The sequence below is a fragment of the Thermosynechococcus sp. HN-54 genome (genome assembly GCF_023650955.1).
GTDB lineage: Bacteria > Cyanobacteriota > Cyanobacteriia > Thermosynechococcales > Thermosynechococcaceae > Thermosynechococcus.
Genome location: NZ_CP098039.1, coordinates 884549 through 899325, shown reverse-complemented (window position 1 = coordinate 899325; position 14777 = coordinate 884549). Strand labels below are relative to the sequence as shown.

Genomic DNA, 14777 nt, shown 5'->3' with positions numbered 1-14777 from the left:
TCCTGTTTATGACGGCTCTTCCTCCAAAAACGAACCCCCTCCGCTGTTTGACGGGTGCGCTGATTGCTGGCACGCTAGGGATTCTGCTCTATCGACTGACGGGAGCGATCGCCTACGTCTTTGCCACCCATGCTGTCAGTTACCACAATCAACTGGTTTATAGCTTGGCCGTGGCCGTGCGCACCCTTGTGGTGGGCTTGTGTACCCTTGCAACGGGGGTCTTCAGCATTATTGCCGTGGGTCTTGTGGCTCTGACGCTGCAACTCCTTTGGGAACGCTGGGTACAGGGGCAACAGGTTTAGCTCTCCTTGAGCTTGCCATCTTCAATTTTGGTGATGCGATCGGCAATGGCTGTAATCCGTGGATCATGGGTAACAATCAACACCGTGCAGCCTTTTTGCTTTGCCAGCTTGTAGAGAATTTTGATCACCTGTTGGCCATTTTGGGAATCAAGGGAAGCCGTCGGTTCATCGGCAAAAATGATCTTTGGCTCACCCGCTAGGGCACGGGCAATGGCAACCCGTTGTTTTTGACCCCCAGAAAGATTTGCGGGCACAAAGTCAAGGCGATCGCCCAAGCCAACTGCCTCAAGAAGCGCTGCTGCCTGTTCCTTCGCTTTTTTACCTTTAATGCCCTTAAGATTGAGGGCAATTTCAACATTTTCCAGTGTGGTCAAAGCGGGGAAAAGATTAAAACTCTGAAAGACAAAGCCAATGTTTTGCAGGCGAAATTTTGCCAAGGCGGCCTTGGACAGTTGCGTAATCTCTTGGCCTAAGACAACCACTTGGCCACTGGTGGGGGCAAGAATGCCGGCCAAAATCGAGAGCAGGGTGGTTTTCCCCGACCCCGCAGGTCCCATTAGCAGATGAATATGACCGTGCTGGATTTGCAGGTTAATTCCCTGAAGAACAGGCGTCTCGTGATGGCCAGAACGATAAACTTTAGTCAGATCAGTGGTGGCGATCGCCAGCCCAGTCGTTGTCACAGTGGCAAGTCTCATCAGTCATTGATTAGCCACTGGTGGCACTAGCAAAGCGGATTTTCAGGTAGTCCGCCTCCATTTTCGCGCCCACCGGTTGCAGCGCCGCTAATCCTTGGGGGAGCACCATATTACGACGATGGTTGCCAATGCGAATATTCAACTCATCCGCCGTCTTGTTCAGTTCAATTTTTTCCTTGGGTATCCCCGGTAGATAGAGTTCAAGGCTGTACTGGCCATCACTGGGCACCACCCGAATCGTTTGCTCTTGGTAATAGACCTGAGCTGGATCTTCATCAGCATAGAGAGTCTCCTTCAGGCGGTGCAGTGCCGCTAAACCACAGAGTTCCTCAGCAAACAGAGGCACTTCCTTGATGGGCAGGGGGCGAAAATTGTCGTGAATCTCTTGGCGGTATTGCTGTTGCGTTTCTTTCCAGCGGGCAAAGAAGGGATCATGAACCGTGTCCGGTAGAATGCGGTTTGCGATGACTAAGTCGGTGGCCACGTTATAGAGGCTAAGATAGGCATGGGCGCGGAGCGACTCCTTAATCACCATCTTTTCTGGATTGGTGACCAAGCGCACCGACGTTTGCGTATTGTCGGTGAGGACTTTTTCAAGGGCTTCAATTTGCTCGTAGAATTCGTAGGGAGCATCCATGACCTCTTGATCGGGCAACGAGAACCCCACCAAGGGCTTAAAAATTGGCTCCACAATCGGTCGTAGCGCTACGGACATTCGTTGTAGCGGTTTATAGAAGCGGCGCATATACCAGCCGCTTACCTCGGGTAGGCTCAATAGCCGCAGTGCCGTACCGGTGGGGGCAGAGTCAATAATGAGGACATCATATTGGCCTTCGTCATAGTGGCGTTTCATGCGCACCAAGGCAAAAATTTCATCCATCCCCGGCAAGATGGCCAATTCTTCGGCCTGCACCCCTTCTAGCCCCCGCGCCTGCAAGACTTGGGTAATGTAGCGTTTGACGGCACCCCAGTTGTCCTCTAGTTCCATGAGGGCATCCAGTTCGGCACCCCAGAGATTTTCGGCAACGGGCACTGGTACATGCCCCAGTTCGAGGTCAAAGCTATCGGCAAGGGAATGGGCGGGATCGGTGCTCAACACCAAGGTTTTGTATCCCAGCTCGGCACAGCGTAACCCTGTCGCTGCTGCCACTGAAGTTTTACCAACGCCACCTTTGCCGGTCATCAAAATTACGCGCATGGGAAGGCTCTGCCCTAAACACGATTGCTTCAAACATCTTAACCCTTGAGCTTGTCCTCAGGGCGGGGCGATCGCTCGCAATCAATGGAAATAAAATCATTAAGAAAAATAAATAAATACAACTAATCATTTAGCTTTACTAACAATAATTTAGGCCTCTCCCCGATCCCTTGGGGCAACTATTAAGTTAATGCTTAAGCCCTTGCAGTTTATAACTGTTTTCAAGGGTTTGTAAATGGAAATTGGACTTATCACGACTATGACCACAACTCTCCAACGTCGCGAAAGCGCAAATTTGTGGGAGCGGTTTTGTAACTGGGTGACCAGCACCGATAACCGCCTCTATGTGGGCTGGTTTGGTGTGATTATGATCCCCACCCTGCTCGCCGCTACCATCTGCTTTGTGATTGCTTTCATCGCTGCTCCCCCTGTGGACATCGATGGCATCCGTGAGCCTGTTTCTGGCTCCTTGATCTATGGCAACAACATCATCACTGGTGCGGTTGTCCCCTCCAGCAACGCCATTGGCTTGCACTTCTACCCCATTTGGGAAGCTGCTTCCCTCGATGAGTGGCTCTACAACGGTGGCCCTTACCAGCTGATCATCTTCCACTTCCTGTTGGGTGCCTCCTGCTACATGGGTCGCCAGTGGGAACTCAGCTACCGCCTCGGTATGCGGCCTTGGATCTGCGTGGCCTACTCTGCGCCCTTGGCCTCTGCCTTTGCGGTGTTCTTGATCTACCCCATTGGTCAAGGCAGCTTCTCTGACGGGATGCCCCTCGGTATCTCTGGTACCTTCAACTTCATGATTGTGTTCCAAGCGGAGCACAACATCCTCATGCACCCCTTCCACCAACTGGGTGTAGCCGGTGTCTTTGGTGGTGCTCTGTTCTCGGCCATGCACGGTTCTCTGGTGACCTCCAGCTTGATTCGTGAAACCACCGAAACCGAATCCACCAACTACGGTTACAAATTCGGTCAAGAGGAAGAGACCTACAACATCGTGGCGGCCCACGGTTACTTTGGTCGCTTGATCTTCCAATACGCCAGCTTCAACAACAGCCGTGCCCTGCACTTCTTCCTCGCTGCTTGGCCGGTGGTGGGGGTCTGGTTCACCGCTCTGGGTATCAGCACGATGGCCTTCAACCTCAACGGTTTCAACTTCAACCACTCCGTCATTGATGCCAAGGGCAACGTGATCAACACCTGGGCGGACATCATCAACCGTGCCAACTTGGGTATGGAAGTGATGCACGAGCGCAATGCTCACAACTTCCCCCTCGACTTGGCTAGCGCTGAGTCTGCTCCTGTGGCCATGATTGCTCCGAGCATCAACAGCTAAGTAACACTCATCTGCTGAACTTGTACGAAGCCGCTCCTGCAACGAGGGGCGGTTTTTTTATTGGGGGGGCAGTTGGTACTGATCAACAATTTTTTTGGCAAAGGCGGGCACGTGAGCGGCGAGTTTGTGGGGATAGTTGCGCCGCACATAGAGATAGTTGCGGGTGAAGTGGGAGTCAATGGAAAAGCGGGCATATTCAAGCCCTTTAGGGCCAATCCGCTCAATCACTAGGCCGACTAGTTTTGCCGCCCACAGGGGGAGCGTGACGCCTTTATCGTAGGCGGGAATACTTTGTTGCACCGCAGCGTGGCGATCGCCGGCACTTGTGACGGGCTGCGTTTCCAATTGATCGCGCACGAGGTCGAGCATTTCTTGGCCAAGGTCATTGCGCACCACCAGCCACTGCCAACCAAAGGGAGCACCCATGTAGCCCACGACCAGATCGGCAAGACCATTGACGTAGTCAAAGCAACTCATGCAGGAGGGGGCAAAGACATCCTTGAGTTGATTCGTTTTGAGGCCAAAGAAGGGCACCGTTTCTGTGGAGCCGTCGCTGTGCTTGAAATGTACGCGAAAGTCCTGCATGAACTCGTAGTAAATGACGGTTTCGGGCGATCGGCTCGTAGTTTCCAGAAATTTTTGCAGACCGGCACGGGTGACGTTATCCACGCAGGGGGTGCCTAGCACATAGAGCTTTTCAAGACCCAGTTTGTCCTGTACGGCTCGTAGCGCCTGAATTTGACAGCCAACCCCAATCACCAACAGCCGTTTGAGGCCGGATTGCTCCACCTGCTCCAGCACTGAAAGATTGGGAGATAAGGTGGGTTTATTGACGCGAGCGGCCAGAATCTCCTCACGGGTGCGGGCAATCACGGGCTTGGGGGTAAAGCGATCGCTCTCGCTATTTTGAACGCAGACAACGCCCTCGACCCGTCCCGACTCCAACATGGCAATGGCAATACTGCTGACGATACCCGTCCACTGCGCCCCCGCAATGGGTTCGGTTTTGCGAGCCGCCATCATCTGCTGGTGAACGCCAAAGTAGCACTCGTCCCAATTGTCGAGGTTGCGGGCACGGCCATGACTTTGCTGCTCGAGGCTCTCAAACTGCTGATTGAGGAAGGCACATGCCTCCTTGACGTAGTGGATGTAGTAGGTGTCGCAGAGGCCACACTCACTGCACAGCGCCTTGGCGGGGCGGGGGCTACCGCGCTTGAGGGCACGGGCTTTTTGATGGGCAGCAGTCATGGGCACTTACTTTAGAAGTGAACGGGCGCGATCGCAAATCCCCTCTGGGGTCAGGCCATTGTAGGCCATGAGTTCTGCAGGGCTGGCGGTCGTTTCTCCCCGCTGCCAAGCCAAGACATCGCGGGGACAGGTAGCGCGCAAGAGAATCGGTTCCAAGAGAGCGGCTGCACCCCCCGTCACTCCTAAGAGGGCATCACCGCCAAAAAGACGCTCAAAGGTGGCCTCATCGGCAAAGCCGCCATCCGGTTCAGCACAGGTTTGCCAAGCAACATCCGTGGGACGATACAGACGGCGGGGGTTGATGACCGAGACAATCCGCACCCGATAGCCGAGCTGTTCCAACTGGGGGAGGGCACCATACACGGGCTGCAAAATCATGTCCCCTAGCACCGCTAGCACCAATGTGGCACCACCACTGGCAGACTCATAGAGGGTCACCGCACCCTCATCAAGAGCCTGTTCGGTTTGGGCAAATGTGGTGCGCACTGGTAGGGGGGTTTTACTGGCAAAGATGGCAATCCCCTTGTTTTGTGCCGTCAGTGCCCAGCGGTAGCACACTTGAATACTGTTGGCATCCGGTGGAAAGAGAGCAAAGACATTGCCATTGCGCAGTAGGGCAGCGTAGTAGGCTTCAATTTCCGGGCGTTGGTGCGTCCAACCATTGCGCCCCTGCTCAAGGGCACCGGCGGTATAGAGGGTTACTGTGGCGGGCGTCGGACGGCGCAACTCTGCCATGGCTTGGGTGACGGTTTGCCAAATGGGGAGGCCATTAATGGCAAAGGACTCATAGGAGCACCAAAGGCTGCGGCTGCCCATCAAGCACAACCCTGCTGCCAGACCTGCGCAGGCATCTTCGCTGAGGGGTTCATAGACTTGGCCATTGGGCACCTGGTTGTAAAGGGGATCCGTCGTCGGGTGAATGATCTTCAGGGCTTGGTTGATGTTGCCAATTCCAGAGGCTTCGTTGCCATCGGCATTGGTGACCAGATAGCGGCGATCACGCTGTCCCACTTCGGCCACCATGCGTCCCATGGCTGTGGTCGCCACCTTGTTTTCACCCAATGCATAGGCCTCAAGGGCAATCTCGCCAAGGGAAGGTAACTCCAAAACCTGCTCGGTGACCACTACCTCTGCCGCCGGTCCGCCAGCCGCGGCAACACAGTTTTGACGCACCAGTTCCCAAGCAGCGGGAGACAGGGCGCGGGCTTTTAGGGCATTGACAATATCGGGATTGTCGAGGGTGTGCTGGGCATAGAGGTTATGGGATTTTGCCCCCTTGGCGTGCACGCCGGCTCCTTTCAGTTGCTTGAGGATAAAAACCGTCAGTTTGCCCGAAAGAGCTGATCGCGCCGCCTCTTGAACCCCCTTGAGGACAGCCTGCATAAAGGCCAAGCGCTGATCAAAGGAAAACTGGGTGCTATCAACGTAATCTCCCTCTTGGCCGCTGTCGTCAAAGTCCTTGGCATCCACTAGGACCACCTCTTGGAAGCCGTTGCCGTGCCAGTAGGCCATCATTTCCGGATTGCTTTTCAGGGAGACCATGCTGTGGTGCTCTTGGCTAAAGCCATTCCACACGAGGACGGGTAGGAAGTTGGTCACCTCTGGAAAAGCGGTGTGGCAGTGCGCCATACTGCTCATGACGTAGGGTTCCCCTAAGCCACCATCCCCCAAGGTGAAGGGAAAGAGGATGTGGCGGTGCAACCAAGCAGCGGCCATGGCAAAGTGCTGTCCCTGTCCAAGGGGACCTGCCGGAGCGAGAATGCCGGGAATATAACCAGAAAGGTGGCCAAGAAGGCCATGTTTTTCACGGAAGCGATCGCGCAGGTCTTGAACCGTATAAATGCCCATCTTTTCTAGGGAGCGATCCAAGAACATGGCGGCATAGAAGCCGGGGGCATGGTGTCCCACTTCCGTGATGATATTTTTGTGCCCCAACATCACTAGGGCGGCATAGGCTTCCGCTTGGCTGGCAAACCCACCGGGGTGACCGGAGGCCTTACTGCCAGTCATTTGTAAGATCAGATAACGGAGGGCATCGGCATAGAGCAGCGTTTGATAGGCGGCCTCGGTGGCGTCTAAGTCCGTAAGGGCACTCTGTTGGGCATTGAGGAGCGGTCTTTGACCATAGCGATCCCAGTCTGGCCAATCACTGCCAAAATACTGAATTCCTTCACAGAAACTGGGCACCGAAGTTACCGCTGTCATAGACCCTGACCCAACTGTTGACTGCACGCTTAGTCTCCTATCTTACAGGGGTGGGGGGTCGCTCTTACGGTGGCTGGGGCAGGGAATCTCCCTGAAATGCAGGCATTGCGATGGATTCTGGCCATAGATTGATTTTTCTTGGGGAACGGGATTAACAATGGTGTTGGTGATTGCGGGCGATCGCAGCGGGGTCGGGAAAACCACGGTGGCATTGGCGTTGAATGCTGCCTTAAAGGCACGGGGGCAGCGGCTACAAACGTTTAAGGTGGGGCCTGACTACATTGATCCCCTGTTTCACAGCACGATTAGTGGTCGCCCCTGCCGTAACCTTGACGTGGTCTTGACCAGTGCTGAGTATGTGCGAGCCTGTGTGGGCTATTACAGTCAGGGCATGGATGCAGTGCTTATTGAAGGGGTGATGGGGCTATTTGATGGCCGGGGGGGCACCCCTGAGGGCAGTACCGCCCACGTGGCACACCTTTTGAAGGCCCCTATCCTACTGGTTTTGGATGTGCAAAAACAGGCGGCTTCCGTGGCGGCCTTGGTCTATGGCTTTTGCCACTATGATCCCTCTCTCCAGATTGCCGGCGTGGTCTTAAATCGAGTGGCCAGCGATCGCCATCGGCAAATCTTGGAAGCTGCTCTTGCTCCCCTTGGGGTGCCTATTTTAGGAGTGATTTATCGAGATCAAGCTTTGGCACTCCCCAGTCGCCATCTGGGCTTAGTGCCGCCCCACGAATGCCGCGAGTTTCAAGCCCTTGGCGATCGCCTAGCCCATTTGGGCAACACCTGTTTTGACTGGGAGCGACTCACACCGCTCCTTGCCCCTGCGCCCACTCCCTCAGCCTCCCCTGTTAGCGTTTCCCCCGTTACTCAAGTCGCCATTGGTATTGCTCAAGATAGCGCCTTCCACTTTTACTATGCTGACACCCTTGATCTGCTTCAAGCCTTGGGAGCAACGTTAATTCCGGTCTCACCCTTGCGGGATACCCACTTGCCCACAGGTCTTAACGGTTTGATCTTGGGGGGTGGCTTTCCAGAGGTGTTTGCGCCAGAGCTAGCGGCAAATCACTCGTTTCTTGAATCACTGCGGCAGGCCATTCAAGGGGGCTTAGCTATCTATGCCGAGTGTGGTGGCTTAATGTATCTTTCCCAAGGCATCCAAACCTCCGAGGGGCACTACTACCCTTTGGTGGGACATTTGTCAGCGGTTGCCCATATGGGTAAAAAACTCACCCTCGGCTATCGCCAAGCCACGGCTTTGCAAACAACGGTGTGTCTGCAGGCGGGAGAGGTGGTTCAGGGTCATGAATTTCACTATTCTCATTTGAGTGCACCACCGCCAACGCCCCTGTGGCAATTGAATGGTGCACCGGAAGGCTGGGGCAATCCTCGCCTCCATGCCAGTTATCTGCATCTCCATTGGGGTGGGCATCCGCAGTGGGCCGTCCGCTTTCTCCAGCAGGCGGCGCAGGTTGGATAATGCCAGTCAAGGTGACGTAGTTGTTGAAGGTGGGTTGAGGGCAGTCAATGCCAAAGCAATACCGCTACGGGCTATACCTTTGCCTTGGGCTGCTAGTGGTGCTAGGCGTGACTTTGGCGGCTTGGGCAACGGCGCCCTCCCAAAACTTGGAGTATTGGCAGCGGGTGATCCAACAACATCAGCAGCACCAGCAGGCGGTAGGTCAGCAGCGTCAACAACTAGAACGCCTTGAGGCAGCGGCGAGCGATCGCCTTGAGAGCTTGGAAACCAATGTGGATACAACCACACAACAGTTAATGGCGGCCAGCGATCGCCTGCAAGCAGCAGAAAAACTGCTCAAAGACCTCCAGGAGCAGCAACAAACCCTCAGCCAGCGCTACAACGCCAGTGTGGCCGTGATTAGCGATCGCCTACGGCGGCTGCAACGCTATCGCGAGATTCCCCAGTGGGCAATGATCTTTGAAGCGGAAACGCTGAATGACTGGTTTGAGCAGCAGGGTCGCCTGCGTCAGGTGTATGAGCGCGATCGCCAGCACTTGGCCGCTTTGGTTCGCGATCGCCAGCGGCTACAACAGCAGGAGCGCCACATTCAAGTGCAACAGAAATTTATTCAAGCCCTGCGCCGCCAACTCCAACAGCAGCAGGCCATTTATGAACGCGAAGTCGAAAGTCAACGCCAACTCATTGCTCGCCTGCGGAGCGATCGCCAGGCCTTAACCTCCATTGAAGCCCAACTCGCCCGTGACAGTGCCGCGATTCAGCAACTCATTAGTCAGCGCCTCGGTTATGTCCCTAGGGGTATGTCCCCCTTGCCGCGCAGTGGTCGTCTTGCTTACCCCATTCAAGCGCCAATGACCAGTCCCTTTGGCTGGCGCATTCACCCGATTTTAGGCACGCGGCGGTTCCATGCCGGGGTGGACTTTGGAGCGGATTTTGGCACCTTGATCTTTGCTGCCGAAGCAGGTACCGTCATTTTTGCCGGTTGGTCAGGGGGCTATGGTCAAACCGTGATTCTAGATCATGGCGGCGGCATGACCACCCTCTATGCCCATGCCCAGCGATTGCTCGTACGGGAAGGTGAATTTGTGCAACAGGGGCAGCCCATTGCTGAGGTTGGCTCCACAGGACTCTCAACCGGCCCCCACCTTCACTTTGAAGTGCGCCTAAACGGTGAACCCAGCGATCCTCTGGCCTATCTCTAGGGGCTTGGTTGCCAAAACACACCAATGGCGTTGTTCACCCGTGTTGTTGTCACCGAATGGCGATCCACCAAGACCCCACCCATATACAGGGCGGTTGAACTACCCCCATCCAGATTCACTGCGTTGATCAAGCCCAACTGCCGCACAATTTGTGCCCACTCAGCGAGAGTCGGTCCCATCCCACCAACACGGTTGTGAGTCGTCACCCAGACAATACTGCCATCCCTGCGATTGCCCATGGCACTGCGGGGCGCCGCTTGGGCATCCAAACCCGCACCAAATTGCTCTAGCGCCGCATTCAAAACCACTTGCCCCTGTTCCACCAACAGCGGGCCTGCACCAACAATATTGGGCATGGCATTGAAGGCAGCGGGCACGGCAGTGGTTTCCACTTGGACTGAGGCGCCCGGTGGGAAGTTGGCCAAAGCGGAATTAAAGTTGCGCGCCACTAGAAGAAAGCCATCCCCAGGAATGGGCAGTGTTTGATTGTTGTTGATGGGTTGCTGCCCCACCACCTGCTGATTGCGCACGGTAATCACCACTTCGCTGCCCGTTTTACCGCGGTAACTGGTGCCCCAATTGGGGGTATAGAGCGCTAGACCCGCTTGGACATAGCCGGAATTGAAGGTTGCAATGGGCAGCGTGCCGCTGGGTGTCTTCACCCGCTGCTGTAAACTGAGACGACCAACCACAACTTGACCGCGATCATCCCAGCCAATGGCACCGCGATTGAGAATCGGGCCTGAGAGCCAGTTGCCGTCACTGCGAATGGCCCCCAAGGGCGCTTGGCGATCGCGATTAAAGAATCCTGCATTAATGGCTGCGGCTACTTGCCAGCGTTGAGCCAGTTCAGGCAGCGTTGCTAACCCCACTAAAGTTGTAGGGGTCATTCCGAGGGGACGCAGACGCAAACCCGGCTGTTGCGGATTGATGACCAGCAAATCCACTGGAAACTGGCGATTGCCGAGGGTCACGGTTTGCTGTTGCCAGCGCAGTCCGGGTGCCCATTGAATCGTACGTGGCGGTGGCGCATCACTGCGAAAATCAATCACCAGACGGGGTGGGTTCAGCAGCATTGAGGCCACTGGGCGAGCTGTGCCGGGAATTTTTGTTTCCAGCACCGTGCGATTGGGGGTAGCGGTAATTTTGACGTTGGGAATCGTGGCCAACTGTCCCGTCGCTTCAATCGTCAGGCTAAGATCGCGGGGGGTGAGAGCTGTGCGACTAAAGGTGAGCCGATTGATCTGCCAAGGGGTGGGGCGGTCTAATTCAAAGACCCAGCGATCGCCCCACGGTTGTCGTCCCTGCCGCCAACTGAGGATCCGTGCCGGTGGTGTTCTGATCTGAAGCGTATTCCCTTGGGGTTGCACCTGCCATTGATATTGCTCAATCCACGGTGTAATGTCCAAGTAGCGATACATACCATTAGGGCTAAAGCGCACCGCCAAGGGACTAAATTGGGGCTGAAACCAAGCCACGGGTTGCTGCAAGGGATCCGTGGTATCCCCAAGAAGCACCCCCAAGCGATGGGCAAGACCACCATCACTAATGCCGGTGCGCAGTTGATTTTGGTTATCGCGCCACTGTTGCCAAGCCACGGGGTAGTCGCGGCCATTTAAGTTCAGGCGATCGCCCTGACTCCCTTGGGCTAAGGGAATAGTTGAAGGAGCGATCGCGACAGCAATTGCACTCCCCAGAACCCAGTAAACTGACCTTGAAAACACCCTCAACCCTGCACATCCATACTGAAACTCTGCCAGTATAGTTGACTGCAAAGCATTAACAATTGCTCCAAGGCAGAGACATGAGCTTGGAAAACGAGGCTAGGCCTGATCCGAGGATGAGGATACCTCCTCTGGGGGCGGTGCCACTTGGGGTTGGAACTGGAACAGAGAATAGACCACGTTGCGGCGAATCATTACCATCATGTCCAGAAACAGTTCATAGCCCTCGCGTTTGTACTCCACCAAGGGATCCTCTTGGCCATAGCCCCGTAGGCCAACCGACTCCCGCAGGGCATCCATCTGTTGCAGGTGCTCCCGCCACAGCAGATCAATCTGCTGCAGGATAAAGAACCGTTCCGCCTGCCGCATCAATCCCGGCTGGATGCGCTCAATTTCCGCCTCTTTTTGCTCGTAGGCAGTGCGCACTTGCTCATGCAAAAAGGCTTGCATCTCCGGTACGCTCAGGTGGGCGAGATGTTCAGGGCGCAGATCCGAAAGCAAATAGACAAATTCCTGCACCTTGGCCACCAAGCCCTCCAAATCCCATTCCTCTGGGGGCAGATCGGGGTTGACATAGGCGGCAATAATGTCGTCCATGGTTTTTTCAGCATACTCTAGCACCCGATCCTTGAGGTCTTCCCCTTCGAGCACCCGCCGCCGCTCGGCATAGATGGCACGCCGCTGGTTATTCATCACCTCGTCGTACTCAAAGACCTGTTTGCGGATGTCGTAGTAGTAGGTTTCCACCTTACGCTGGGCATTCTCCAAACTGCGGGTCAGCAGTCCCGATTCAATGGGCATATCCTCGTCCACGCGCAGGGCATTCATAATGCTGGCCACGCGATCGCCCCCGAAGATGCGCAGTAGATTATCCTCTAAGCTTAGGAAAAACCGCGTTGATCCGGGGTCGCCTTGGCGTCCTGCCCGTCCCCGCAACTGGTTGTCAATCCGCCGCGATTCATGGCGTTCTGTGCCAATCACGTGCAAGCCACCGAGAGCCACCACCTCTTCGTGTTCTTTCTTGGTGAAGACTTCATATTCTTCGCGAATACGGTTAAAGGCATCCCGCAGGGCTTGAATCACAGGGTCTTGAGTGGGCGCTTTTTCAGAGGCGATCGCCAGCATATCCTCCGCCTGTAACTCTGGCAGACTGCGCTCCCCATAGGTCTTGACCGCCACATCTACAGCATGGCGTAGCAGTTTTTCCGCCTCCTTACTGATTTCGCAGGGAAAGAGTCCCGGCGAGGCCTTCCAGTTTCTCTGAGCCGCTTGACTAAACCCTTGGCCACCCCCGCGATCCGTCTTCAACCCCAGCAGCATCATCGGATCATCACTGGGGGGCATGACAATGCGGGGCATCAGGTATTCCCGAACCTTGAGGCGCGCCATATAGTCGGCATTTCCCCCCAAGATAATGTCGGTGCCTCGCCCTGCCATGTTGGTGGCAATGGTCACTGCCCCCTTGCGCCCCGCTTGGGCAATGATCTCCGCCTCCCGCTCCACATTTTCTGGCTTAGCATTGAGGAGGTTGTGGGGGATTTCTAACTCCCGCAGCAGTTGCGACAGTAGCTCAGACTTTTCCACGCTGGTCGTTCCCACCAGCACTGGCCGCCCGGTGGCATGAACCTCCGCACATTCAGAGGCTACCGCCAACCATTTAGCCCGCTCTGTCTTATAGACCACATCGGGATAGTCCCGCCGCTGGCTGGGGCGATTGGTCGGCACCACCGTCACTTCCAGCTTGTAGATTTTCTCGAATTCGGCCTCTTCGGTCTTGGCTGTACCGGTCATACCAGCCAACTTGGGATAGAGCAAAAAGAGATTTTGGTACGTAATTGTGGCGAGGGTTTGGGACTCATTTTGAATTTCTAGGCCTTCCTTGGCTTCGATCGCTTGATGTAAGCCATCACTCCAGCGGCGACCCACCATCACCCGGCCGGTAAACTCGTCCACAATTACCACTTCACCATTGCGGACAATGTAGTTGACATCCCGCTGGAAGAGTTCCTTGGCCTTGATGGCATTAAAGATATAGTGTGCCCAAGGGTCTTGGGGGTCATAGAGATCGCTCACCCCCAATAGTTTTTCAGCTTCGATAAACCCCTCATCGGTCATGAGGACATTGCGAGCTTTTTCATCCACCTCGTAGTGCTCATCCTTTTTCAGGAGGCGGGCGACTTCAGCCGCCTTGAGATACTTCTCGGTGGGACGCTCCACCTGACCAGAGATAATCAGGGGCGTGCGGGCTTCGTCAATCAGTACCGAATCCACCTCGTCAATGATGCAGTAATTGAAGGGACGCTGCACCACTTCGGCCATGGAGGTGGCCATGTTGTCCCGCAAGTAATCAAAGCCAATCTCGCTGTTGGTGGCGTAGGTAATGTCACAGGCATAGCTTTTTTGCCGCTCTTGGGGTGCCATCTGCTGCTGAATGAGTCCCACGGTTAAGCCCAAGAAGCGATGCACTTGCCCCATCCATTCCGCATCCCGCCGTGCCAGGTAGTCGTTGACGGTAACAATGTGTACCCCTTTACCCGTGAGGGCATTGAGGTAGGCCGGCAGCGTGGCCACGAGGGTTTTCCCTTCCCCCGTTTTCATTTCGGCGATTTGGCCATCGTGAAGGATCATGCCCCCAATGAGCTGGACATCAAAGTGGCGCATCCCCAGCACCCGACGCGAGGCTTCACGCACCACGGCAAAGGCTTCTGGCAGCAGATCATCGAGGGTCTCGCCATTGTCGAGTCGCTGCCGAAACTCAGCGGTTTTGGCCTGTAGCTCACTATCGCTGAGGGCCTGAACTTGTTCCTCCAGCAGGTTAATCTCGACCACAAGGGGCTGATACTTTTTAACCTTGCGCTGATTGGGATCGCCAAATAGGGCTTTCAGCATGCGACGGGCACCATGGATACAAAGCTATACATTTTAATCGTATAGCAACTGCCAGTGCCTCGCTGCCTAGACGTATTGGCTAATGTCCTCTTGGCAGACATCGCTGAGGTAGGTGAGGGCACGGAACCGCAGCATCACCACCTCTTCATAGAAAGGATTGAGTTTACACAGGGGAGGAATGGTGATGACTGGATGACCAAAGAGGGAGAGGGTACGGGCAAAGGGACATTGGGCAGGAATCCAGCGGCAAATGCGGTGGGCGATCGCTGGCGTTGTAATTGGATAAGTCAGCAACCACTGCCGAATTTTCGCCATGAGAGAGGTACGGGGTGGTTGGGCAAGGAGTTGATTCATGGGGCTATCCTCACAATTGCGCATACCCTCACGGTAAAAGATAATCTAGGCAAATAGCAACATGTTTTTAATATAAAAAATCTTTATCAATAATAAGCATTGCTAAACTTGCAGCCGCTTCAGGTGAGGAAT

11 protein-coding genes are annotated in these 14777 nt (G+C 55.1%); 4 read left to right on the top strand and 7 right to left on the bottom strand.

Features of this window, described 5'->3' with window-relative positions; all coding sequences use genetic code 11:
- Positions 1–8 precede the first annotated feature (8 nt).
- Positions 9–302 carry a DUF3082 domain-containing protein gene (locus NBE99_RS04255; RefSeq protein WP_250683254.1) on the top strand — a complete coding sequence of 98 codons (294 nt, stop codon included), beginning with the start codon at positions 9–11 and terminating at the stop codon, positions 300–302.
- Here the strand turns inward: NBE99_RS04255 and NBE99_RS04250 are convergent.
- Positions 299–1000 carry an ABC transporter ATP-binding protein gene (locus NBE99_RS04250; protein ID WP_315897291.1) on the bottom strand — a complete coding sequence of 234 codons (702 nt, stop codon included), beginning with the start codon at positions 998–1000 and terminating at the stop codon, positions 299–301. The two genes, NBE99_RS04255 and NBE99_RS04250, sit on opposite strands and share 4 nt — an antisense overlap.
- Positions 1001–1010: 10 nt before the next feature.
- Positions 1011–2198 carry a TRC40/GET3/ArsA family transport-energizing ATPase gene (locus tag NBE99_RS04245; RefSeq protein ID WP_250683252.1) on the bottom strand — a complete coding sequence of 396 codons (1188 nt, stop codon included), beginning with the start codon at positions 2196–2198 and terminating at the stop codon, positions 1011–1013.
- Positions 2199–2457: 259 nt separating this feature from the next.
- Here NBE99_RS04245 and psbA point away from each other — a divergent pair, with 259 nt between their 5' ends.
- Positions 2458–3540, top strand: coding sequence for a photosystem II q(b) protein (psbA, locus tag NBE99_RS04240; protein ID WP_250683251.1), 1083 nt, complete (start codon positions 2458–2460; stop codon positions 3538–3540).
- A 57-nt stretch (positions 3541–3597) separates the two neighbouring features.
- Here psbA and NBE99_RS04235 read toward each other — a convergent pair whose 3' ends face one another.
- A complete protein-coding gene (locus NBE99_RS04235) occupies positions 3598–4788 on the bottom strand; it encodes a Coenzyme F420 hydrogenase/dehydrogenase, beta subunit C-terminal domain (RefSeq protein ID WP_250683250.1) in 1191 nt (396 codons plus the stop codon).
- A 6-nt stretch (positions 4789–4794) separates the two neighbouring features.
- On the bottom strand, positions 4795–6993 hold the full coding sequence (locus NBE99_RS04230) for a phosphoketolase (protein ID WP_250683249.1): 2199 nt from the start codon (positions 6991–6993) through the stop codon (positions 4795–4797).
- Positions 6994–7150: 157 nt separating this feature from the next.
- Between NBE99_RS04230 and NBE99_RS04225 the strand changes: the two genes are divergently transcribed.
- Together NBE99_RS04225 and NBE99_RS04220 are read left to right on the top strand one after the other, a co-directional pair.
- The gene (locus tag NBE99_RS04225; protein WP_250683248.1) at positions 7151–8476 is read left to right on the top strand and encodes a cobyrinate a,c-diamide synthase; all 1326 of its coding nucleotides are present in this window, start codon (positions 7151–7153) and stop codon (positions 8474–8476) included.
- A gap of 47 nt (positions 8477–8523) precedes the next feature.
- Positions 8524–9678, top strand: a complete 1155-nt coding sequence (locus NBE99_RS04220) for a M23 family metallopeptidase (protein ID WP_250683247.1) — start codon at positions 8524–8526, stop codon at positions 9676–9678.
- Here the strand turns inward: NBE99_RS04220 and NBE99_RS04215 are convergent.
- The 3 genes from NBE99_RS04215 to NBE99_RS04205 form a co-directional block, all read right to left on the bottom strand.
- Complete coding sequence (locus NBE99_RS04215; protein WP_250683246.1) at positions 9675–11402, bottom strand: phosphodiester glycosidase family protein; 1728 nt, start codon at positions 11400–11402, stop codon at positions 9675–9677. The genes NBE99_RS04220 and NBE99_RS04215 overlap by 4 nt on opposite strands.
- A 99-nt stretch (positions 11403–11501) precedes the next feature.
- On the bottom strand, positions 11502–14291 hold the full coding sequence (gene secA / locus NBE99_RS04210) for a preprotein translocase subunit SecA (RefSeq protein ID WP_250683245.1): 2790 nt from the start codon (positions 14289–14291) through the stop codon (positions 11502–11504).
- A gap of 66 nt (positions 14292–14357) precedes the next feature.
- The gene (locus NBE99_RS04205; RefSeq protein WP_250683244.1) at positions 14358–14645 is read right to left on the bottom strand and encodes a Mo-dependent nitrogenase C-terminal domain-containing protein; all 288 of its coding nucleotides are present in this window, start codon (positions 14643–14645) and stop codon (positions 14358–14360) included.
- Positions 14646–14777 lie beyond the last annotated feature (132 nt).